The 20,909-nt window shown below is 61.8% G+C and carries 18 protein-coding genes and 1 tRNA gene; 6 read left to right on the forward strand and 13 right to left on the reverse strand.

All coding sequences use genetic code 11. The annotated features are described in order from the left end of the window. The first annotated feature begins 385 nt into the window (after positions 1-385). Genes proS through MIC97_RS04515 form a run of 3 tightly spaced genes read left to right on the forward strand, consistent with a single transcriptional unit; the run spans position 386 to position 3,674 of the window. Complete coding sequence (gene proS, locus MIC97_RS04505) at positions 386-1,714, forward strand: proline--tRNA ligase (protein ID WP_239799029.1); 1,329 nt, start codon at positions 386-388, stop codon at positions 1,712-1,714. Next, positions 1,711-2,994, forward strand: a complete 1,284-nt coding sequence (locus MIC97_RS04510; RefSeq protein ID WP_239799030.1) for a lipoprotein-releasing ABC transporter permease subunit — start codon at positions 1,711-1,713, stop codon at positions 2,992-2,994. Before proS ends, MIC97_RS04510 begins: the two co-directional genes overlap by 4 nt. Next, positions 2,994-3,674 (forward strand): ABC transporter ATP-binding protein, encoded by a 681-nt coding sequence (locus tag MIC97_RS04515; protein WP_239799031.1) that lies wholly within the window; start codon positions 2,994-2,996, stop codon positions 3,672-3,674. The genes MIC97_RS04510 and MIC97_RS04515 overlap by 1 nt, the downstream gene beginning before the upstream one ends. A gap of 735 nt (positions 3,675-4,409) precedes the next feature. Here MIC97_RS04515 and lipB read toward each other — a convergent pair. Then, entirely contained in the window at positions 4,410-5,165 is a 756-nt protein-coding gene (lipB, locus tag MIC97_RS04520) for a lipoyl(octanoyl) transferase LipB (RefSeq protein WP_239799032.1), read from the reverse strand. A 186-nt stretch (positions 5,166-5,351) separates the two neighbouring features. Between lipB and MIC97_RS04525 the strand changes: the two genes are divergently transcribed. The 3 genes from MIC97_RS04525 to MIC97_RS04535 all read left to right on the forward strand — a co-directional run bounded on the left by MIC97_RS04525 (position 5,352) and on the right by MIC97_RS04535 (position 7,889). After that, positions 5,352-5,436: transfer RNA gene (locus tag MIC97_RS04525), tRNA-Leu, on the forward strand. Between the two features lie 387 nt (positions 5,437-5,823). After that, entirely contained in the window at positions 5,824-7,242 is a 1,419-nt protein-coding gene (gene mgtE, locus MIC97_RS04530) for a magnesium transporter (RefSeq protein WP_239799033.1), read from the forward strand. A 260-nt stretch (positions 7,243-7,502) separates the two neighbouring features. Further along, entirely contained in the window at positions 7,503-7,889 is a 387-nt protein-coding gene (locus MIC97_RS04535; protein WP_183830898.1) for a MerR family DNA-binding transcriptional regulator, read from the forward strand. Between the two features lie 42 nt (positions 7,890-7,931). On the opposite strand, the gene MIC97_RS04540 is transcribed toward MIC97_RS04535, so the two are convergent. From MIC97_RS04540 to nuoG, 12 genes are all read right to left on the reverse strand, one after another. Beyond that, positions 7,932-8,201, reverse strand: a complete 270-nt coding sequence (locus MIC97_RS04540; protein WP_239799034.1) for a DUF1467 family protein — start codon at positions 8,199-8,201, stop codon at positions 7,932-7,934. Next, on the reverse strand, positions 8,198-8,605 hold the full coding sequence (gene mce / locus MIC97_RS04545) for a methylmalonyl-CoA epimerase (protein ID WP_239799035.1): 408 nt from the start codon (positions 8,603-8,605) through the stop codon (positions 8,198-8,200). The genes MIC97_RS04540 and mce overlap by 4 nt, the downstream gene beginning before the upstream one ends. Positions 8,606-8,632: 27 nt before the next feature. Then, positions 8,633-10,303, reverse strand: a complete 1,671-nt coding sequence (locus MIC97_RS04550) for a ribonuclease J (RefSeq protein WP_239799036.1) — start codon at positions 10,301-10,303, stop codon at positions 8,633-8,635. Positions 10,304-10,383: 80 nt separating this feature from the next. Next, the gene (locus MIC97_RS04555) at positions 10,384-11,220 is read right to left on the reverse strand and encodes a biotin--[acetyl-CoA-carboxylase] ligase (RefSeq protein WP_239799037.1); all 837 of its coding nucleotides are present in this window, start codon (positions 11,218-11,220) and stop codon (positions 10,384-10,386) included. Next, on the reverse strand, positions 11,220-12,656 hold the full coding sequence (gene nuoN / locus MIC97_RS04560; RefSeq protein ID WP_239799038.1) for an NADH-quinone oxidoreductase subunit NuoN: 1,437 nt from the start codon (positions 12,654-12,656) through the stop codon (positions 11,220-11,222). The genes MIC97_RS04555 and nuoN overlap by 1 nt, the downstream gene beginning before the upstream one ends. Before the next feature lie 18 nt (positions 12,657-12,674). Next, entirely contained in the window at positions 12,675-14,180 is a 1,506-nt protein-coding gene (locus MIC97_RS04565) for an NADH-quinone oxidoreductase subunit M (RefSeq protein WP_239799039.1), read from the reverse strand. Beyond that, entirely contained in the window at positions 14,177-16,150 is a 1,974-nt protein-coding gene (gene nuoL / locus MIC97_RS04570) for an NADH-quinone oxidoreductase subunit L (protein WP_239799040.1), read from the reverse strand. The genes MIC97_RS04565 and nuoL overlap by 4 nt, the downstream gene beginning before the upstream one ends. A gap of 9 nt (positions 16,151-16,159) precedes the next feature. After that, positions 16,160-16,468 (reverse strand): NADH-quinone oxidoreductase subunit NuoK, encoded by a 309-nt coding sequence (gene nuoK / locus MIC97_RS04575; protein WP_183830915.1) that lies wholly within the window; start codon positions 16,466-16,468, stop codon positions 16,160-16,162. Between the two features lies 1 nt (position 16,469). Continuing rightward, on the reverse strand, positions 16,470-17,090 hold the full coding sequence (locus MIC97_RS04580; protein ID WP_183830917.1) for an NADH-quinone oxidoreductase subunit J: 621 nt from the start codon (positions 17,088-17,090) through the stop codon (positions 16,470-16,472). A gap of 134 nt (positions 17,091-17,224) precedes the next feature. Further along, positions 17,225-17,716: an NADH-quinone oxidoreductase subunit NuoI gene (gene nuoI, locus MIC97_RS04585; protein WP_183830919.1), complete on the reverse strand. Its 492-nt coding sequence runs from the start codon at positions 17,714-17,716 to the stop codon at positions 17,225-17,227. Next, positions 17,716-18,762, reverse strand: a complete 1,047-nt coding sequence (nuoH, locus tag MIC97_RS04590; protein WP_183830921.1) for an NADH-quinone oxidoreductase subunit NuoH — start codon at positions 18,760-18,762, stop codon at positions 17,716-17,718. The genes nuoI and nuoH overlap by 1 nt, the downstream gene beginning before the upstream one ends. Before the next feature lie 3 nt (positions 18,763-18,765). Continuing rightward, positions 18,766-20,847, reverse strand: a complete 2,082-nt coding sequence (nuoG, locus tag MIC97_RS04595) for an NADH-quinone oxidoreductase subunit NuoG (protein WP_239799041.1) — start codon at positions 20,845-20,847, stop codon at positions 18,766-18,768. Positions 20,848-20,909: the final 62 nt, after the last annotated feature.

Here is a 20,909-nt window from a genome sequence, read left to right on the forward strand (position 1 = left end):
AACGCGTCCGATCTGCTTCCGGTATCCGGCGGCTGCGAGTAACCGCGCCTAGATCGCATCCTCCCAAGACTTTAGACCGCGTAGGAGAACAGTTTTTGTGCTGCTCTCTCGATTATGTTGAGCACACTAGACCAACAAAGCCGGCAAAGTCACTAGAAATTTTGCCTCCATCTGGACTTAAATGTGCTGCATTGCACAATAAGTCGGCACGAACTGCCTTTCGGATGGTCATGGTTTTGCCGGCCACGGGCACTGTAAGAAGGCGCATGAAAATACGGGTTTTTGCGGCGGGTTTCCAACTTGCCATGAAATGGCTATGAAGCCGAAGCAAACAGGCCCCGGCGCGCCGATTCCGGCGCTGCCTTTTCTCTCACGGAATCTGCTTATGCGTTTGTCGCGCTACTTTTTGCCCATCCTCAAGGAAAACCCGCGCGAGGCCGAGATCGTCTCGCACCGCCTTATGCTGCGTGCCGGCATGCTTCGCCAGCAGGGCGCGGGAAGTTTCTCGTGGCTGCCACTGGGCAAGCGCGTGCTCGACAAGGTGTGCCAGATCATCCGCGAGGAGCAGGATCGCGCCGGCGCGCTCGAAATCCTGATGCCGACCATCCAGTCGGCCGATCTGTGGCGCGAGAGCGGGCGCTATGACGCCTATGGCAAGGAAATGCTGCGCATCAAGGACCGCCATGAGCGCGACATGCTCTACGGGCCGACCAACGAGGAAATGGTGACGGATGTTTTCCGTAACTACGTCAAGTCCTACAAGGACCTGCCCCTTAACCTCTATCACATCCAGTGGAAGTTCCGCGACGAGGTGCGCCCCCGCTTCGGCGTCATGCGCTCGCGCGAGTTCCTGATGAAGGACGCCTACTCCTTCGATCTCGATTTCGAGGGCGCGAAGGCCGCCTACTACCGCATGTTCGTCGCCTATCTGCGCACCTTCACGCGCATGGGCCTGCAGGCCATTCCGATGCGCGCCGACACCGGCCCCATCGGCGGCGACCTCTCCCATGAATTCATCATTCTGGCCGAAACCGGCGAGAGTCAGGTCTACTGCCACCGCAACTATCTCGGCTATGAGGTGCCCGGCGAGGACGTCGACTTCGGCAATGACGGCGAGATCGCCGACATCGTCACCAAATGGACTACGCCCTACGCGGCAACCGACGAGATGCATGACGAAGCCGCATGGGATGCCATTGCCGAGAACGACAAGGTTTCGGCGCGCGGCATCGAGGTCGGCCACATCTTCCACTTCGGCGAAAAATACTCGAAGCCGATGAATGCCAGGGTGACCGGCCCGGATGGCAAGGAGCATTTCGTCTCCATGGGCTCCTATGGCATCGGCCCGTCGCGCCTGATCGCGGCCATCATCGAGGCCAGCCATGACGAGAACGGCATCATCTGGCCCGAAGCCATCGCCCCGTTCGACGTCGCGCTCATCAACATGAAGGCGGGCGACGCCGAATGCGACCGCGTCTGCGCCGAGCTTGAGGCAACGCTCACCGCCGCCGGCAAGGACGTTCTGCACGACGACACCGACCAGCGCCCCGGTGCCAAGTTCGCCACCGCCGATCTTATCGGCTTGCCGTGGCAGCTCATCGTCGGCCCGCGCGGCGTTGCCGCCGGCGAGGTGGAACTGAAGAACCGCAAGACCGGCGAGCGCGAAACGCTGCCGATCGCCGCTGCCATTTCCCGTCTGGGTGGGGCTGCATGAGCAAGGCGGCAGCGAAACCCTCTTCCGCCGGGCCATTTTCCGGTTTCGAGCGCATGGTCGCCTGGCGCTACCTGCGCTCGCGCCGCAAGGAGACGGTGATTTCGGTCATCGCCTCGATCTCGTTCCTCGGCATCATGCTGGGTGTGGCGACGCTGATCGTGGTCATGGCGGTGATGAACGGTTTTCGCGCCGAGCTGCTTACCCGCATTCTGGGCGTCAACGGCCATCTGATCGTGACGCCCATCGACCTGCCTCTTGAGGACTATGCGCAGGTCGCCGACCGCATCAATGGCGTGGCCGGCGTGCGTTATGCCCTGCCGCTGATCGACGGACAGGTGCTGGCGCAGGGCAATGTCGGCTCCGGTACCGGCGCGCTTGTGCGCGGCATAAGGGGCGAAGACATCGGCAAGGTGTCCATCGTCGCCAACAACATCCGCCAGGGGTCTCTGGTCGGCTTCGATACGGCCGAGGGCGTCGCGATCGGCTCGCGTATGGCCGACAATCTGGGCCTCAGACTGGGTGACATGATCACCCTGATATCGCCGGATGGCGACGTCACGCCGCTTGGCACCATGCCACGGCTCAAGGGCTATCCGGTCACGGCGATCTTCGAGGTGGGCATGTCGGAATATGACAGCTCCATCGTCTACATGCCTCTGGCCGAGGCGCAGCTCTATTTCAACATGGAAGATCTCGCGCAAAGCATCGAGATCTATGTCGACAATCCCGACGCCGTCGATGCACTCCGGCCGAAGGTGGAGGAAGCGGCGCAGCGGCCGGTGCTGCTCAGCGACTGGCGCCAGCGCAACCAGACCTTCTTCTCCGCCCTTCAGGTGGAGCGCAACGTCATGTTCATGATCCTGACGCTGATCGTGCTGGTGGCGGCGCTCAATATCATTTCCGGCCTCGTCATGCTGGTGAAGGACAAGGGCCACGACATCGCCATCCTGCGCACAATGGGCGCGACGCGCGGCGCCATATTGCGCATCTTCCTGATGACGGGTGCGGCCATCGGCGTGGTGGGAACGCTGGCCGGCGTCTTCCTCGGCATCCTCATCTGCCTCAATGTCGAGCGTATCCGCCAGTTCTTCTCGTGGATTTCCGGCACCGTTCTGTTCAATCCGGAGCTTTATTTCCTGAGCCAGCTTCCGGCGAAGATGGACATGGGCGAGACGCTTTCCGTGGTGCTGATGGCGCTGGTGCTGTCGTTTCTGGCAACGCTGTTTCCCGCATGGCGAGCCGCACGTCTCGATCCGGTCGAAGCGCTGAGGTATGAGTGATGGCGCGGGCGGTTCTTGAGCTCAAGGCGGTCGAACGTCATTATGAGCAGGGCGAGCGCAAGCTTACCATTCTCAACGGCACCGATTTCGTGCTGCATGCGGGCGAAATGGTGGCGCTGGTCGCCCCTTCCGGCACCGGCAAGTCGACGCTGCTGCACACGGCCGGACTGCTGGAACGCCCGGATGCCGGCGAAGTCTTTCTGGCCGGCCGTCAGTGCGGCAAGCTATCGGACGACCAGCGCACCGCGATCCGCCGCAACGACATCGGTTTTGTCTACCAGTTTCACCATTTGCTGCCGGAATTTTCCGCGCTGGAAAATGTGATGATGCCGCAGCTCATAAAGGGACTGTCGCGCGAGGAGGCATCCGAGCGTGCCGGGCAATTGCTCGACTACATGCAGCTCGGCAAGCGCGCTACTCACCGCCCCTCCGAACTGTCGGGCGGCGAGCAGCAGCGCGTGGCGATCGCCCGTGCCGTCGCCAATGCGCCGCTGGTGCTGCTGGCCGATGAGCCGACGGGCAATCTCGACCCCGTCACCGCCTCCTATGTGTTTCAGGCCCTGTCCGCGCTCGTGAAGCAGTCGGGCCTTGCGGCCCTGATCGCCACACACAATCACGAACTCGCCGCACGCATGGATCGCCGCGTCACCCTCTCCGAAGGCCGCGTCGTTCCCCTCTGAGGCGGTGCTTCCGATCTGGCGCGCTGCCTGACGTAGCGCGTCCCCAGATCATGTGGTCCGCGGGTCACCCTCGGTCATTCCAGCATGGTCGGCAGCCGCAAGCCCGGCCTGCCTCACCAGTCTGCCCCATGCCCAAAATCCGATCCTCGCCGATCGACTCCACGGTCTGGGGTGCCGGCCTTCCACCTCAGCGTCCCCTCGCCTGACCCGACAAAAGTCCCGCCATCCTCGGCAGGCTTGTCTTCAGCTATTCGCGGACCGTGCCTTCGATTCGCTCCGCCACTTTTAAAGTGCCCTGCGCGCGCATTGACCCGCCATGTCCGTCGCCGGTCATCGCTTCCGCTCTTCCTGCTGAAACCAGTTTTTAACCCTGAATATGGCCGCGACTCAGCGCTGAGCGTGTTCGTATTTTGTCAATTGACATGCGAACAGAATTAGAACAAATTAAGAACATATTGAAAACAGGAGCCAGTCATGACCGATCTCGTTCAGGATGTTGTCTCAATGGTGTGCATGGGCACCTTTCTTGTTTCCATGGCGATGTGGATCGGAGCTCTCTGATTCCGTAGGTGACCGTCAACGGCGTGACGCCTCTCGCCAATGCGCCACATGAACAGGCGAGGCATCGCGAGGCCGGCAACGCCGCGAGCGTGAATGTCAGTCCGCCTGCGCCGTCAGCAGCCTTCCGAACCGGGTTCGCAAGTCCGGATCGGTCTGTTCACGGATATGCGGGGATCAGCCTGCGATGCTTTGCAAAGCAGCCGGCTTCGGCGCCTCAGTCAGGCTCGCGGGGCCGAACACCTCCTCGAAGGCCGCCTTCAGCGCCACGTCCAGATCGTTCATCGTCACCGGCAGGCCGAGGTCGACCAGACTGGTAACGCCATGGTCCTGCACGCCGCAGGGCACGATGCCGCCGAAATGCGTCAAATCCGGCTCCACATTGATCGATATGCCGTGGAAGCTGACCCATTTGCGCATGCGGATGCCGATAGCCGCAATCTTGTCCTCGGCGACCGAGCCGTCAGCCGTGGGGGGACGATCCGGACGCGGCACCCACACACCCACCCGATCCTCCCGCCGTTCGCCCTTTACATTGAAAGAATCGAGCGTGCGGATGATCCATGCCTCCAATGCCGCCACAAAGGCGCGCACGTCCGTGCGCCTGCGCTTCAGGTCGAGCATCACATAGGCAACCCGTTGTCCCGGACCATGATAGGTGTATTCGCCGCCGCGCCCCGCGGCAAAAACGGGGAAGCGCCCGGGATCGATCAGGTCTTCGACGCGGGCACTGGTGCCGGATGTGTAGAGGGGCGGATGCTCTACCAGCCACACAAGCTCGCTGGCTCCCTCCGAACGAATCGCCTCGGCATGGCTCTCCATGAAGCTCAGAGCCTGCGGATAGGGCAGAAGGCCGGGCTCGATACGCCATTCTACCGCCGGCGAACCGGGCGACGGAAAAAAAGACGTGGCGATCTGGCTGCGTTCAGGCATGATTTCTTCCGGATTATGCCCTTTCATATGGCGAGATTGGCGCAAAAGGTCCAGTCGCGGTGGCCGGGCCGGCGCTAAGTTCATGAGCCTGTCATTTAAAGCGCGATTATTGGAAACATGCCCTTGTTTCGCGATAAGCGATTTGCTACACGCCGCGTGCCGGACACAATCCGGCTCCTACCACGGGCGGTCGTGGCGGAATTGGTAGACGCGCAGCGTTGAGGTCGCTGTGGGGCAACCCGTGGAAGTTCGAGTCTTCTCGACCGCACCATCTCCGGATCACATGTCCGGATAGCTTGAAATGCAAGCTTGTTAAGCCGGTATCGGCTGTTTTTTCGCTCTGTAAGCACCTGAAAACTGATCGCCGGGAAAGTTGCCGGCTGTCAAACATATGCAGCATTGATCTGCCAGTCTGGCCGTTCTTTTGGGGCGGGGTTGCTGATCATCGTGTGCAGAAATTGCAAAGGTCTTCGATGCGGGCAAAGCCGGAGCGATCTGCTTCCGGCGGCTGACGAACCACAGGCCTCTGTGGTGGTCGCCAGAGATTTCTGCGCCATATAGAAATCAGCGCGAAGGACACTTGTTTCTCTTGGAATATTGATCTGAGTTGCGCTACGGAGACCGAAATCCGCAGATGCAGAACCGTCGAGGCAGTCTCTTGGAAGCTCAGGAACATCAAGCTGCCGCGTCAGAGGCCCCGAAGAGCGGCCATAATGAGATTTACGACGAGGACGGCGTCGTTCTTGCCTCGTTTCTCGCGCATATCGGCGCAGCCATCGCAGACCGCGACACGCTGACCCTCAAGCAGGACGTAGCAGCTCTCCACGAATCCGAGCTTGGCCACCTGCTGGAAGCTCTCCAGCCCGATCAGCGCCGCTCTCTGGTGGAATTGCTGGGTACGGATTTCGACTTCTCGGCCCTGACCGAGGTTGACGAAGCCATCCGCCTCGACATCGTTGAAAGCTTGCCCAACGCGCAGATCGCGCAGGCCGTTCAGGAACTCGATTCCGACGACGCGGTCTACATTCTTGAAGATCTCGATCAGGAAGATCAGGACGAGATTCTCGCGCAGCTCCCGTTCACAGAGCGCATCAGGCTGCGCCGTTCGCTGGATTATCCGGAAGAAAGCGCCGGACGCCGCATGCAGACCGAGTTTGTGGCCGTTCCGCCCTTCTGGACGGTTGGGCAGACCATCGACTACATGCGCGAAGACAATGATCTGCCTGACAGCTTCAGCCAGATCTTCGTGATCGACCCGACCTTCAGGCTTCTTGGCGCAATCAATCTCGACCAGATCCTGCGCACCAGGCGCACGGTGAAGGTCGAGGACATCATGCACGAAACCCGCCACGCCATTCCTGCCACCATGGATCAGGAAGAAGCGGCGCGTGAGTTCGAGCAGTACGATCTTCTGTCGGCTGCGGTCGTTGACGAAAATGAGCGGCTGGTCGGCGTGCTCACCATCGACGACGTCGTCGACGTCATCCAGGAAGAGGCCGAGGAAGACCTCATGCGCCTCGGCGGCGTTGGCGACGAAGAACTGTCGGACACCATACTGGCCGCCTCGCGCTCACGCGTGCCGTGGCTGCTGGTTAACCTGTTTACGGCATTTCTCGCGGCTTCGGTCATCGGCCTGTTCGATCAGACAATCGAACGCGTGGTGGCCCTTGCCGTGTTGATGCCGATCGTAGCCGGCATGGGTGGAAACGCGGCCTCGCAGACCATGACCGTCACCGTGCGCGCGCTCGCCACGAAGGATCTCGATATCTACAATGCATGGCGCATCATCCGCCGTGAAATGGGTGTCGGCTTCATCAATGGCATCATCTTCGCCGTGCTGATCGGGATCGTGGCGGCAACCTGGTTTTCGGATCCCTATCTCGGTTGCATCATCGCCAGCGCGATGGTCATAAACATGTTCGTGGCGGCCGTGGCAGGTATCCTCATTCCCCTGCTACTCGACAGATATGGCGTCGATCCGGCCGTTGCCTCGGCCGTTTTCGTCACTGCCGTCACCGACGTCGTGGGCTTTTTTGCCTTTCTCGGACTCGCATCCCTGTGGTTCGGCTTCGGTTAAATGGATTTAATTGACTTTTACGTAAGTGCTGTGCGAGATTTTCCAATCATTCTCGCGTGCGGATGATTCTGCGACTGCATCCGGCGCTGGATAAAAAGCTCTCCTGCGGCTTCGGTTTCGTGGCGACAAAGCTGTAGCCCATGCGAAGAGAGGAGCTTTCGCAGGCAGGCAGTGTTTCGGGCCGGGTCTGAATGGCCGGTTGATCTCCGGTACGAAAGCAGCCGTCTGGCGCAGACATTATCTTTGAGTACAGGACGACTATGCGGGAATATTACACCATTACAGAATTGACCCGCGAGTTCGGCGTGTCCACCCGCACGTTGCGGTTTTATGAGGATGAAGGGCTGGTGCTGCCGGTGCGCCGCGGACGGACGCGTCTGTTCCGTCCGGCAGACCGCCACATCATTCGCCAGATATTGCGTGGCAAACGGCTTGGCTTTTCCATCAACGAGATCCGCGAGATCATCAAGATGTACAAGGAGCCGCCCGGCGAGGTCGGACAGCTGCAGCTGATGATCAAGCGCATCGAGGAAAAGCGTGAGGAACTGCGCCAGAAGCGTCGCGACCTCGAGGATACGCTGGCCGAGCTCGATCAGGCCGAAGAAGCCTGCGTCGAGCGCATGGCCGAGCTTGGCGTCAACACCTGAAGCCGGACATCAGCCGGGGGATGAGGCTTCGCGAAAAACGCCTCAGACCAGTTCCGGAACGATCCTTGGTATGTCATCAAAGCTGTAGCCGAGCCCGAGCGTCAGCCAGCCATAAATTCCCATGAGGACAGAGGTGACGATCGTCGTCCAGATGACGGCGCGCAGCATGTGCGGTCCGCGCGGAGCACTGGAAACGGTTCCCAGTGTCACGTTGTCTTCGTCATCCTGCGTTTTGACGCCGAAGGGAAGGATGGCGAACAAAACCAGCCACCACGTGACGAAATAGATGGCGACGAGAGAAACCCAGCTCACGACTGTTCCAGTTCTACAAGCGTTCCGCAAAAATCCTTCGGGTGCAGGAAAAGCACCGGCTTGCCGTGCGCGCCAATTTTCGGCTCGCCATCGCCGAGCACCCGTGCCCCGCCAGCCTTTAGCCGGTCACGCGCCACGAGAATGTCATCGACCTCGTAGCAGACATGGTGCATGCCGCCGGACGGGTTCTTCTCCAGAAAAGCGGCAATGGGCGAGCCCTCGCCCAGCGGTTCGAGCAACTCGACCTTGGTGTTGCCGAGATCGACGAACACCACCGTCACCCCATGCTCCGGCAGGGCCTGCGGCTGTGTGACGGTGCCGCCCAGCGTATCACGATAGGTGGCGGTCGCCTTCTCAAGGTCCGGCACCGCGATGGCGACATGGTTGAGACGTCCGAGCTTCATTTCCTCACTCCCCAATGAAACCAGCCGTTACCGGGTCACGAACACCGTCACCAACGGCTTCTTGCCCCAAGCCTGATTGGCCGCGGCACGAACCGCGCGGCGCACGGATTCCTGCACCAGATCGAGATCTTTTCGGCGCTGGCGCGGGATGGAGTCCACGGCGCCGATTGCCGCATCGACCATCAGATCCTCCAGCGGCTCGCCGGAAGCATCGGTCTGCGCCACGCCAATGGCAACGATGTCCGGGTCTCCGGCAAGCTCGTAGCGATCTTCCAGAACCACGTTGACCACCACATGGCCCGCATAGGAGAGCTTGCGGCGGTCGCGGATGCCCATCGCCTCCTCGGTGCCGACCAGCTTGCCATCCTTGTAGAGCCTGCCGAACGGTGCCTTGTCGATGATTGTCGCAGCGCCCGGCCACAGGCGCAGCACGTCGCCATCGCGCACCTGCGCCACCTGCCTGATGCCCTCCATGGCCATCAGCGATCCCTGCGCCACCAGATGCGCCGCTTCGCCATGCACTGGCACGCCGATTTGCGGACGCACCCATTCATACATGCGCCTCAGTTCGCTGCGGCGCGGGTGGCCCGACACATGCACCAGCGCGTCGCCATCCTCGATGATGCGGATGCCGAGATCGATCAGCCGGTTCTTGATTTCAAGAATGGCCTTCTCGTTGCCGGGAATGGTGCGCGAGGAAAAGATCACCGTATCGCCGGCGTTGAGCTCGACCGTCTTCATCTCGTCGCGCGACAGCTTGGCCAGCGCCGCCAGCGGCTCGCCCTGGCTGCCGGTGCAGATGATGACCAGATCGCGACGGTCGATATAGTTGAAGTCCTCCTCGGCAACGAATTCCGGCAGACCGTCCAGATACCCAAGCTCATCCGCCACTTCGATGACCCGCTTCAGCGAACGGCCGAGCACGAGGCATTTGCGGCCGGCATCGCGGGCGGCTCGCGCAATCGAAATGATGCGCCCCACATTGGACGAGAAGGTGGTGATGGCAACGCGGCCCTTCTCCTGCTCGATCAGCGTCTTGAGGCTGGCGCCAACCTCTTCCTCGGAAGGCGAATCCCCCTCCCGCAGCGCATTGGTGGAATCGCAGATCAGTGCCAGAACGCCCTTGTCGCCATAAGCGCGGAAACGGGCCTCGTCGGTCTTCGGCCCGAGCGTCGGGGCGGGATCGATCTTCCAGTCGCCGGTGTGGATCACAGTTCCGGCAGGCGTGGTGATGGCAAGCGACATCGGCTCGGGAATCGAGTGCGCCACCGGAATGGCCTCGATCTCGAACGGGCCGACCGTGAACTTCTCCCCGGCGCGATAGACCGTCACCGGGATCTTCGGCGCGCCCTGCTCCGATTGCCGCTTGGCTTCGAGCAGGCCTGCGCCGAACGGCGTCATCCACACCGGCGCCTGCAAGCGCGGCCAGATATCGTGCAGCGCGCCATAGTGGTCCTCATGCGCATGGGTGATGACGATGCCACGCAGCCGGTCGAGCTTGTCCTCGATGAAGCGCGTATCGGGCAGGATCAGATCGACACCCGGATGATTGGGATCGGGAAAAGTTACGCCGACATCGACGATCAGCCACTCACGGGCATGGGCGGGGCCATAGCCATAGAGAGCGAAATTCATGCCGATCTCGCCGACGCCGCCGAGGGGTATGAAAACCAGTTCGGCGTTTTCCGTTGCAGCCATTCCCGTCTCCAAACTCTGTAAAGCTGTGGCCCTATAGCAATTCTGGCAAAAGTGCGAAGCGGCAGAAAAGCAAATACGCTTTAAGCAGCGCCGGCGCTGGCGACCGCACCGAAATGAACATCGCCTGCCGCAACCGTCACGACGCCGCCATCGTGGTCGCGAATGACGAAGCGGCAGTCCTCATCTATGGTCTCGAAAATACCGCGCACCACCCTATTGTCGATCCGCACCGCAACCTCGCTGCCAATCCCGGCAGCACGTTCCAGCCAGCGGTTGCGGATGGCGGCAAGGCCCCGCCCCTCGCTCCACAGCCGCGCATTGTCGGCCCATGCATCGGACAGCGCCAGAAACAGCGTTTCGGCATCACAGGCAGCACCCAGCGCCCTGAGCGATGTGGCCGGATAAGGCAGGTCTTCCGGATGGGCAATGACATTGACGCCAATGCCCACGGCGACGGCAAACCGCCCCTCGCCCAGCATTGTCGATTCCAGCAGGATGCCGGCCATCTTGGCTCCGGAAGCCAGAACGTCATTCGGCCATTTCAGCTCGAAACGATTGCGGCTGTTGTTGCCGACGCCGCGCCCCGCATCGATGCCCACTGCGATATTGCCGTTGGGAACAACGGCATCGAGGGCGTCCGCCAGTGCAAGTCCGGCAACGAAGCCAAGCGTGGAGGCCAGTTTCAGCTCATAATCGGCAACGACGAGGAGCGTTGCGGCGAGATTGCCCGGCGGCGACTGCCAGGCCCGGCCGCGACGGCCGCGCCCGCCCTGCTGGTTCTTCGAAACCACCCACAGCCTGCCCGCGTCACCGGCGCGCGCAAGGTCGAGCGCCTCGGCATTGGTCGAACCGATCGTGTCGTGCTCGGCGAGGCGGTAGCCGTCGGTTACCGCCGTGGGCGCCAGCGTAAAGGCCATCAGAAGAACGTCTTCGCTGCTGCCTGCGCCATGGAACTGACCGAACCGCCGATGAGCACGTAGAGCAGCACAAAGGCGCCCGACAGGCCGAGAATAATGCGCAGTTCCGCAGCCATCGGCTGGAAACCGCCGGCAGGTTCATCGAACCACATGATCTTGATGATGCGCAGATAGTAGAACGCGGCGACCACCGAGGTCAGGACGCCGATGACGGCGAGCGCATAAAGCCCGGCATCGATGGCTGCGAGGAACACGTACCACTTCGCCCAGAACCCGGCCAGCCACGGAATACCGGCCAGCGAGAACAGCAGAATGGTCATCATCGTCGCCATGATCGGATTGGCCTGCGACAGGCCGGAGAGATCGCTGATGTCCTCGACGTTGCTGTCGCCACGGCGCATGGAGAGGATGAAGGCGAACATGCCGAGCGTCATCACCACATAGATCAGCATGTAGATCATGACGCCGCGCACGCCGGCCTCGCTGTTGGCGGCGAGGCCGACCAGCGCGAAGCCCATATGGCCGATGGAGGAATAGGCCATCAGGCGCTTGAAGTTGCGCTGGCCGATGGCGGCGAACGAGCCGAGCGCCATCGAGGCGATGGAGACGAACACGATGATCTGCTGCCAGTCCGCGGCGGCGGGCTGGAAGGTTTCCATGACCATGCGCAGGATCAGCGCCATGGTCGCCACCTTGGGCGCGACGGCGAAGAACGCGGTTACCGGCGTCGGCGAGCCTTCATAGACATCCGGCGTCCACATATGGAAGGGCGCGGCGGAAATCTTGAAGACCAGACCGGAGAGGATGAAGACCACCCCGAACAGGACGCCGATCTGGCGCTCCTTGCCGGTCAGCGTCGACGAGATGACGTCGAAGTCGATCGAGCCGGTGTAACCATAGACCAGCGAAATGCCGTACAGCATCATGCCGGTGCCGAGCGCGCCGAGCACGAAATATTTGAGGCCCGCCTCGCTGGAGCGGAGGCTGTCGCGATGGATGGCGGCAACGATGTAGAGCGCCAGCGACTGCAGCTCGAAGCTGAGATAGAGCGCGATCATGTCGTTGGCGGAAGCCATCAGCAGCATGCCGACGGTCGAGAGCATGACCAGAACCGGATATTCGAACGTGTCGAAATTCTGCTGGCGGGTGTAGCGAACCGACATGATCAGCGCGACGGCCGAGCCGCCGAGCGTCAGAAGCTTCATGAAGCGCGCGAAGGGATCGATGACGAAGGAATTGCCGAACGCCTTGCCTTCACCCGTGTAGAAAGCCAGCCACAGGCCGGCCACCGCCATGACCACGACGGCCAGCGTCGTGACCAGTGCGCTGGGACGGCCCTTCGAAAACACGCCGACCATCAAAAGCACGATGGCACCGGCCACCATGATGAGTTCGGGCGTGACAAGCGCGAGACTGTTGGAGAGTTCCGGCGTCATTGTTACCTAGGTCTCCGGTCAGTTTAGGGCCGCGGTCTGCGCGGCATTGATCGATGCGGTGACGTTTTCCACCAGCGCCCTCACCGACTCGGCGGTCACATCGAAGACCGGAGCGGGATAGACGCCGTAGAAGATCGTCAGCACCACAAGCGGATAGAGCACGACCTTCTCGCGGGTGGAGAGGTCGAGCAGGCTCATCAGGCCTTCCTTGGTCAGCGCGCCAAACACCACGCGGCGGTAGAGCCACAGGGCATAGCCGGCCGACAGGATCACGCCGGTCGCGGCAAAGAAGGCGACCCATGTGTTGACCCGGAACACGCCGAGCAGCGTCAGGAATTCGCCCACGAACCCACTGGTGCCCGGCAGGCCGACATTGGCCATGGTCAGGATCAGGAAGGCGACGGCGTACTTCGGCATGTTGTTCACGAGGCCGCCATAGGCGTCGATCTCGCGGGTGTGCATGCGGTCATAGATGACGCCCACGCACAGGAACAGCGCCGACGAGACGAGGCCGTGCGACAGCATCTGGAAGATGGCGCCCTCGATGCCCTCGACGTTCATGGCGAAGATGCCCATCGTCACATAACCCATATGGGCGACCGACGAATAGGCGATCAGCTTCTTCATGTCCTCCTGCATCAGCGCCACCAGCGAGGTGTAGATGATGCCGATCACGGAGAGCGTGAACACGAAGGGCTGGAACATGTCCGAAGCGAGCGGAAACATCGGCAGCGAGAAGCGCAGGAAGCCGTAGCCGCCCATTTTCAGCAGAATGCCTGCCAGAATGACCGAGCCCGCAGTCGGTGCCTCGACGTGCGCGTCCGGCAGCCAGGTGTGCACCGGCCACATCGGCATCTTCACCGCGAAAGAGGCGAAGAAGGCGAGCCACAGCCATGTCTGCATGCCGGCCGGGAAGCCGTGCGTCAGCAGCGTGGGAATGTCGGTGGTGCCGGCCTCCCAGAACATCGCCATGATGGCCAGCAGCATCAGCACCGAGCCGAGCAGAGTATAGAGGAAGAACTTGAACGAAGCATAGACGCGGCGCTTGCCGCCCCAGACACCGATGATGATGAACATCGGGATCAGGCCTGCCTCGAAGAAGACGTAGAACAGCACGATGTCGAGCGCGCAGAACACGCCGATCATCAGCGTTTCCAGAAGCAGGAAGGCGATCATGTAGGCCTTCACGCGCTTCTGCACCGATTCCCACGAGGCCAGAATGCACAGCGGCATCAGGAAGGTGGTGAGGATCACGAACAGCATCGAAATGCCATCGACGCCCATATGATAGGAGATGCCGCTGTCCAGCCACTCCGCCTTCTCGACCATCTGGAAGCCGGACTGCGAAGTGTCGAAGCCGGTCCAGATGAACAGCGACACCACGAAGGTGACCACTGTCGTCAGCAGCGTGATGGAGCGGATGTTGCGGCGACCGTTCTCGCTTTCGTCACTGATCAGCAGCACCAGAAGTGCGCCGACCAGCGGCAGGAACGTGACCGTAGAAAGAATGGGCCAGTCGGTCATAGCATCATCCAGGTGGCAAGTGCGGCAACGCCGATCAGCATTGCGAAGGCGTAGTGATAGAGGTAGCCGGACTGCAGCTTCACGACGCGCTGCGTGACGTCGACGACACGCGCGGAAATACCGTCAGGCCCGAGCCCGTCGATGATCTTCCCGTCGCCGGTCTTCCACAGGAAGCGGCCGATTGCCTTGGCGGAGCGCACGAACAGGAAGTCGTACAGCTCGTCGAAGTACCACTTGTTCAGCAGGAACTGGTAGAGGCCCCGATGCTGCGCGGCCAGACGCTTCGGCGTCTCCGGCGAGCGGATGTAGAACTGGTACGACAGCAGGAAGCCGACGACCATCGCCACGAACGGCGACATCTTCACCCACATCGGCACATTGTGCATTTCATGCAGGACATGGTTGTCGGCCGAGGTGAACAGCGCCGTCTTCCAGAACGCCTCATAGGCTTCGCCGATGAACTGATCGTGGAACACGAAGCCCGCAAACAGAGCGCCAACGGCGAGGATGTAGAGCGGCACCAGCATCACCGGCGGCGATTCATGGACGTGATGCAGGACCTCCTCGCTGGCGCGCGACTTGCCGTGGAACGTCATGAAGATCAGGCGCCAGGAATAGAAGGAGGTGAAGCAGGCGGCGATCACCAGTAGCGCGAAGGCATAGCCGGCAACAGCGTTGTGGCCGACAAAGGCGCTCTCGATGATGGCATCCTTGGAGAAGAAGCCCGCGGTGCCGATCACCGTGGCGGGAATGCCGAGGCCGGTCAGCGCGATGGTGCCGATGATCATCATCCAGTAGGTGGTCGGAATCAGCTTGCGGATGCCGCCCATCTTGCGCATGTCCTGCTCGTCGGACATGGCGTGGATAACCGAGCCCGAGCCGAGGAACAGCAACGCCTTGAAGAACGCGTGCGTGAACAGGTGGAACACGGCCGCGCCGTAAGCGCCCACGCCCAGCGCCACGAACATGTAGCCAAGCTGGGAACAGGTCGAATAGGCGATGACGCGCTTGATGTCGTTCTGCACGAGGCCGACGGTCGCCGCGAAGAAAGCGGTCGTCGCGCCGATGAAGGTGACGACGGTGAGCGCGCTGTGGGACAGCTCGAACAGCGGCGACAGGCGCGCCAGCATGAACACGCCGGCGGTCACCATGGTGGCGGCGTGAATAAGCGCCGAAACCGGGGTCGGGCCTTCCATGGCGTCCGGCAGCCAGGTGTGCAGCGGCACCTGAGCCGACTTGCCCATGGCGCCCATGAACAGCAGAAGGCACACGATGGTCATCGCCGCCGTCTTGTCGAGCGAATATCCGAGGAAGGTCAGCACGGTTGCGCCGTCCGCCGCGCCCTCGGCCGGCAGGTAATTCGCGGTGCTGGCAAAGATCGTCGAGAGGTTGACCGAGCCGAACAGCACGAATACGCCGAACAGGCCGAGCAGGAAGCCGAAGTCACCCACGCGGTTGACGATGAAGGCCTTCATGGCCGCCGCACTGGCGGAAGGCTTTTTGTACCAGAAGCCGATCAGCAGATAGGATGCAAGGCCGACGCCTTCCCAGCCGAAGAACATCTGCACCAGATTGTCGGAGGTCACCAGCATCAGCATGGCGAAGGTGAACAGCGACAGATAGGCGAAGAAGCGCGGCCGATGCGGGTCGTGGTGCATGTAGCCGATCGAATAGATGTGAACCAGCGCCGAGACGGTGTTGACCACCACCAGCATGACAACGGTCAGCGTGTCGATGCGCAGCGCCCAGGCGGCATCGAGCCCGCCCGACTGGAGCCAGCGCAGAAGCGGCACGGTGAAGGTTTCCGTCTCGGAGAATCCGACCGTAAAGAACGCGACCCACGACAGCGCGGCCACGATCACCATCAGGCCTGATGTCAGATATTCCGAAGCCCTGGCGCCGATCGCATTGCCGAACAGGCCGACGATCAGGAACCCGATGAGGGGCAGAAAGACGATGGCTTGATACATGGTTACGCCTCAGCCCTTCATCATATTCACGTCTTCCACCGCGATGGAGCCGCGGTTGCGGAAGAAAACCACCAGAATGGACAGGCCGATCGCCGCTTCGGCCGCTGCGACGGTCAGCACGAACAGCACGAAAATCTGCCCCATCAGGTCGTTGAGCACCGAGGAGAAGGCGACCAGATTGATATTGGCCGCCAGCAGCAGCAGCTCGATCGACATCATGATGACGATGACGTTCTTGCGGTTCAGGAAGATGCCGAACACGCCGATCGTGAACAGGATAGCCGAGAGTGTCAGATAATGTCCGATGCCGACGGTCATGTCAGATGCCCTTCCCCGTCTCGACCTTGCGTACTTCGATGGAGGTTTCCGGTGTGCGGCCGACCTGCTCGGAAATCGACTGCCGCTTGACGCCCTGCTTGTGGCGCAGCGTCAGAACGATGGCGCCGACCATGGCGACCAGCAGCACGAGACCGGCCATCTGGAAGAAATGGATGTAATCCGTGTAGAGGACATCGCCGAGAACCGCCGTATTGGTGCGCTCAGCCATATCCGGGATCGGCCGCGCGACGGAAGCCCCAAGCTCGGGAGAGAGCACATAGCCGCCGGTTACGATTATCAACTCGGCTGCGAAGATCAGCCCGACCAGCGCGCCGATCGGCGCGTAGCGCAGTGCGCCCTGCTTGAACTCGGCGAAATCGACGTCGAGCATCATGACCACGAACAGGAACAGCACCATGACCGCGCCCACATAGACGATAAGCAGGATCAGCGCCAGGAACTCGGCTCCGGCCAGCAGGAACAGCCCTGCCGCATTGAAGAATGCGAGGATCAGGAACAGCACCGAATGCACCGGATTGCGCGACGAAATAACCATCAGGGCCGATGCGACCGCGACGAGGGCGAAGAGGTAGAAGAAAGCCGCCTCTAGTCCTTCAAGCATGGGGATCCCCCGGGTTTCCAAATCCTGATTCCATGCCGCCTCCGGTCATGAAATCGCGTGTTCCTTAGACGAGCCATCGCGGCCCGTCCATGTCTCAAATGCCGCTGCCCGGACACCGCGTCCGGCAGCTGCCCTTAACGATAAGGTGCGTCCAGCGCCATGTTGCGGGCGATCTCCCGCTCCCAGCGGTCGCCGTTGGCCAGCAGCTTGTCCTTGTCGTAGTAGAGTTCTTCGCGCGTTTCCGTCGCGAATTCGAAATTCGGCCCTTCTACGATGGCATCGACCGGGCATGCTTCCTGGCAGAAGCCGCAATAGATGCACTTCACCATGTCGATGTCGTAGCGCACCGTGCGGCGGGTGCCGTCATTGCGGCGCGGACCGGCCTCGATGGTGATGGCCTGCGCCGGGCAGATCGCCTCGCACAGCTTGCACGCGATGCAACGCTCCTCGCCGTTCGGATAGCGGCGCAGAGCATGCTCGCCGCGGAAGCGAGGGCTGATCATCCCCTTTTCGTGCGGATAGTTGATGGTTTCCTTGGGCTCGAACATCTTCTTGATGCCCAGCCAGTAGCCACCCACGATATCTTTCAGAATCAGCGACTTAGCCGCTTGAGCGAATGCAGACATCAGGCAAGCCCCGTCAGCTTGAGGAAAGCGGCCGTGGCCACGACCATGAACAGCGAGATCGGAAGGAAGACCTTCCAGCCCAGCCGCATGAGCTGATCGTAGCGGTAACGCGGAAGAACGCCCTTGGCCATCGAGATGATGAAGAACACGAAGCACACCTTGAGGACGAACCAGATGACGCCTGGAACCCAGGTGAACGGCGCAAAGTCGAACGGTGGCAGCCAGCCGCCGAGGAAGAGGATGGTGGTCAGTGCGCACATCAGCACGATCGCCACATACTCACCGAGGAAGAACAGCAGGAAGGCCGTCGACGAATACTCCACCATGTGGCCGGCGACCAGCTCCGATTCCGCTTCGACGAGGTCGAAGGGTGGACGGTTGGTCTCTGCCAGCGCCGAGATGATGAAGATGATGAACATCGGGAACAGCGCCAGCCAGTGCCAGTCGAGGAAGCTGTTGGAAAGCCCGAGCCAGGTGCCGATGCCGCTCTGCTGCGCCATCACGATGTCGGTCAGGTTCAGCGAGCCGACCAGCAGCAGCACGGTGACGATGACGAAGCCGATCGAGACTTCATAGGACACCATCTGCGCGGCGGAGCGGAGCGCGCCGAGGAACGGATATTTCGAGTTCGAAGCCCAGCCGCCCATGATGACGCCGTACACTTCAAGGCCCGAAATCGCCAGAATGTAAAGGATGCCGACATTGATGTTGGCGACCGCCCAGCCTTCGTTCACCGGAATGACGGCCCATGTCGCCATGGCCAGAACCGACGTCACCAGCGGGGCCAGAAGGAACACCGCTTTGTTGGCGCCGGCCGGAATCACCGGCTCCTTGAAGACGAACTTCAGAAGGTCGGCGAAGGCCTGAAGCAGACCCCATGGTCCGACCACGTTCGGCCCGCGGCGCATCTGCACGGCCGCCCAGATTTTGCGGTCGGCATAGAGGATATAGGCCACGAAGATCAGCAGAATGACCAGCAGCGCCAGCGACTTGGCCAGAACGATCAGCGCCGGCAGGATGTAGAAGGAGAAGAAGCTGTCGTCCATGTCTTATTCCGCCGCCTGCTGGAAGCCGCCCTGCGCCAGCGCGGAGCACTCGGCCATGACGGCAGAGGCGCGCGTGATCGGGTTGGTCAGGTAGAAGTCGCGCACCGGCGACACGAAACCGGCCTTGTCGGTCTTGCCGCCGAGCTTCGCAACAGCGGCAATGTCTTCCGCCGCGCCCGTCTCGATCTGGTCGATGCGGGCGAGATGCGGAAACTCGCCATAGAGCTGGCTGCGCAACTGCGCCAGCGAATCGAACGGCAGCCTGTGGCCCAGAACATCGGAAAGCGCACGGAAGATCGCCCAGTCCTCGCGGGCATCGCCCGGCGCGAAACCGGCACGGCTGGTCTGCTGCACGCGGCCTTCGGTGTTCACATAGGTGCCCGACTTCTCGGTATAGGCCGAAGCCGGCAGGATGACGTCGGCGCGGTGGGCGCCGGCATCGCCATGCGTGCCGACATACACCACGAACCCGGCCTTCACCTTGTCCATCTCGATCTCGTCGGCGCCGAGCAGGAACAGCACGTCCGTGCTGTCCAGCATGGAAGCGGTGTCCCGGCCGCCCTCGCCCGGCACGAAACCGATGTCGAGGCCGCCGACACGTGCGGCAGCATGGTGCAGCACGGCAAAGCCGTTCCATTCGGGCCCGACGGCATCCACCGCCGTCGCCAGTTTCGCAGCCAGACCGAGCACGGCAGCACCATCGGCGCGCACAAGAGCGCCCTGCCCCACGATGATCAGCGGACGCTCGGCCTTCTTCAGCGCCTCGAAGAAGCTGCCATTGCCGTCGGCGATATCCTTGAGCGTCTCGGGACCGGCGCCGAGCGCTTCATAATCATAGCGCAGATCGCCGAACTCGCCGATGACGCCGATCGGCAGCGGGCCGGCGCGGAAGCGCTTGCGGATACGCGCGTTCAGAACCGACGCCTCGAAGCGCGGATTGGCGCCGATGATGAGGATTGCATCAGCATCTTCGATGCCCTCGATCGTCGGATTGAAGATGTAGCTGGCGCGGCCGAGTGCAGGATTGAGCGCCGTGCCGTCCTGACGGCAGTCGATGTTGGCGGAACCCAGCGAGGTCATCAGGCGCTTCAGCGCATACATTTCCTCAACCGCCGCAAGGTCGCCGGCAATCGCGCCGATGCGCTCGGGCGAGGTCGCGGAAACAGCGTCGCGGATCGCGGCGAAGGCCTCGGCCCAGCTTGCCGGCCTCAGCTTGCCGTCACGGCGCACATAGGGCCGGTCGAGACGCTGCGTGCGCAGGCCATCCCAGATAAAGCGGGTCTTGTCGGAGATCCACTCCTCGTTCACCTGCTCGTTGATGCGCGGCAGAATGCGCATGACCTCGCGACCGCGCGTGTCGACGCGGATGGCGGAGCCGACCGCATCCATCACGTCGATGGATTCCGTCTTGGTCAGTTCCCACGGACGCGCCTGGAAAGCGTAGGGACGTGCGGTCAGCGCACCGACCGGGCACAGGTCGATGACGTTGCCCTGCATTTCGGAGGTCATCGCCTGTTCGAGATAGGTGGTGATCTCGGCATCCTCGCCGCGGCCGATCAGGCCAAGCTCGGAAATGCCGGCCACTTCCGTGGTGAAGCGCACGCAGCGCGTGCAGTGAATGCAGCGCGTCATGATCGTCTTGACCAGCGGACCGATATATTTGTCCTCGACGGCGCGCTTGTTCTCGTGGAAACGCGAGGAATCGACGCCGAAGGCCATCGCCTGGTCCTGCAGGTCGCACTCGCCGCCCTGATCGCAGATCGGGCAATCCAGCGGGTGGTTGATGAGCAGGAACTCCATCACGCCTTCGCGGGCCTTCTTGACCATCGGCGTGTTGGTGAACACCTCGGGAAGCTGGCCTTCCGGGCCGGGGCGCAGATCGCGCACGCCCATGGCGCACGAAGCCTGCGGCTTGGGCGGACCGCCCTTCACCTCGACCAGACACATGCGGCAGTTGCCGGCGATCGACAGCCGTTCATGGAAGCAGAAGCGCGGCACTTCCGCGCCCGCCGCTTCCGCTGCCTGCAGCAGCGTGTAGTGGTCGGGTACCTCGATCTCTTTCCCGTCGACCTTGAGCTTTGCCATTTCGCCTCAACCCCGCAGCCGTGCCGCGATCTTCATTGCCGGCGCTATCGAAGCCGCGCCCT

The sequence above is a fragment of the Aquamicrobium sp. NLF2-7 genome (assembly GCF_022359935.1).
Classification (GTDB): domain Bacteria; phylum Pseudomonadota; class Alphaproteobacteria; order Rhizobiales; family Rhizobiaceae; genus Mesorhizobium; species Mesorhizobium lusatiense.

Coding starts and splice junctions, on each gene's coding strand:
- proS (WP_239799029.1), top strand. CDS start 386: ATGCGTTTGTCGCGCTACTTTTTGCCCATCCTCAAGGAAAACCCGCGC.
- MIC97_RS04510 (WP_239799030.1), top strand. CDS start 1,711: ATGAGCAAGGCGGCAGCGAAACCCTCTTCCGCCGGGCCATTTTCCGGT.
- MIC97_RS04515 (WP_239799031.1), top strand. CDS start 2,994: ATGGCGCGGGCGGTTCTTGAGCTCAAGGCGGTCGAACGTCATTATGAG.
- lipB (WP_239799032.1), bottom strand. CDS start 5,165: ATGCCTGAACGCAGCCAGATCGCCACGTCTTTTTTTCCGTCGCCCGGT.
- MIC97_RS04535 (WP_183830898.1), top strand. CDS start 7,503: ATGCGGGAATATTACACCATTACAGAATTGACCCGCGAGTTCGGCGTG.
- mce (WP_239799035.1), bottom strand. CDS start 8,605: ATGAAGCTCGGACGTCTCAACCATGTCGCCATCGCGGTGCCGGACCTT.
- MIC97_RS04550 (WP_239799036.1), bottom strand. CDS start 10,303: ATGGCTGCAACGGAAAACGCCGAACTGGTTTTCATACCCCTCGGCGGC.
- MIC97_RS04555 (WP_239799037.1), bottom strand. CDS start 11,220: ATGGCCTTTACGCTGGCGCCCACGGCGGTAACCGACGGCTACCGCCTC.
- nuoN (WP_239799038.1), bottom strand. CDS start 12,656: ATGACGCCGGAACTCTCCAACAGTCTCGCGCTTGTCACGCCCGAACTC.
- MIC97_RS04565 (WP_239799039.1), bottom strand. CDS start 14,180: ATGACCGACTGGCCCATTCTTTCTACGGTCACGTTCCTGCCGCTGGTC.
- nuoL (WP_239799040.1), bottom strand. CDS start 16,150: ATGTATCAAGCCATCGTCTTTCTGCCCCTCATCGGGTTCCTGATCGTC.
- nuoK (WP_183830915.1), bottom strand. CDS start 16,468: ATGACCGTCGGCATCGGACATTATCTGACACTCTCGGCTATCCTGTTC.
- MIC97_RS04580 (WP_183830917.1), bottom strand. CDS start 17,090: ATGCTTGAAGGACTAGAGGCGGCTTTCTTCTACCTCTTCGCCCTCGTC.
- nuoI (WP_183830919.1), bottom strand. CDS start 17,716: ATGTCTGCATTCGCTCAAGCGGCTAAGTCGCTGATTCTGAAAGATATC.
- nuoH (WP_183830921.1), bottom strand. CDS start 18,762: ATGGACGACAGCTTCTTCTCCTTCTACATCCTGCCGGCGCTGATCGTT.
- nuoG (WP_239799041.1), bottom strand. CDS start 20,847: ATGGCAAAGCTCAAGGTCGACGGGAAAGAGATCGAGGTACCCGACCAC.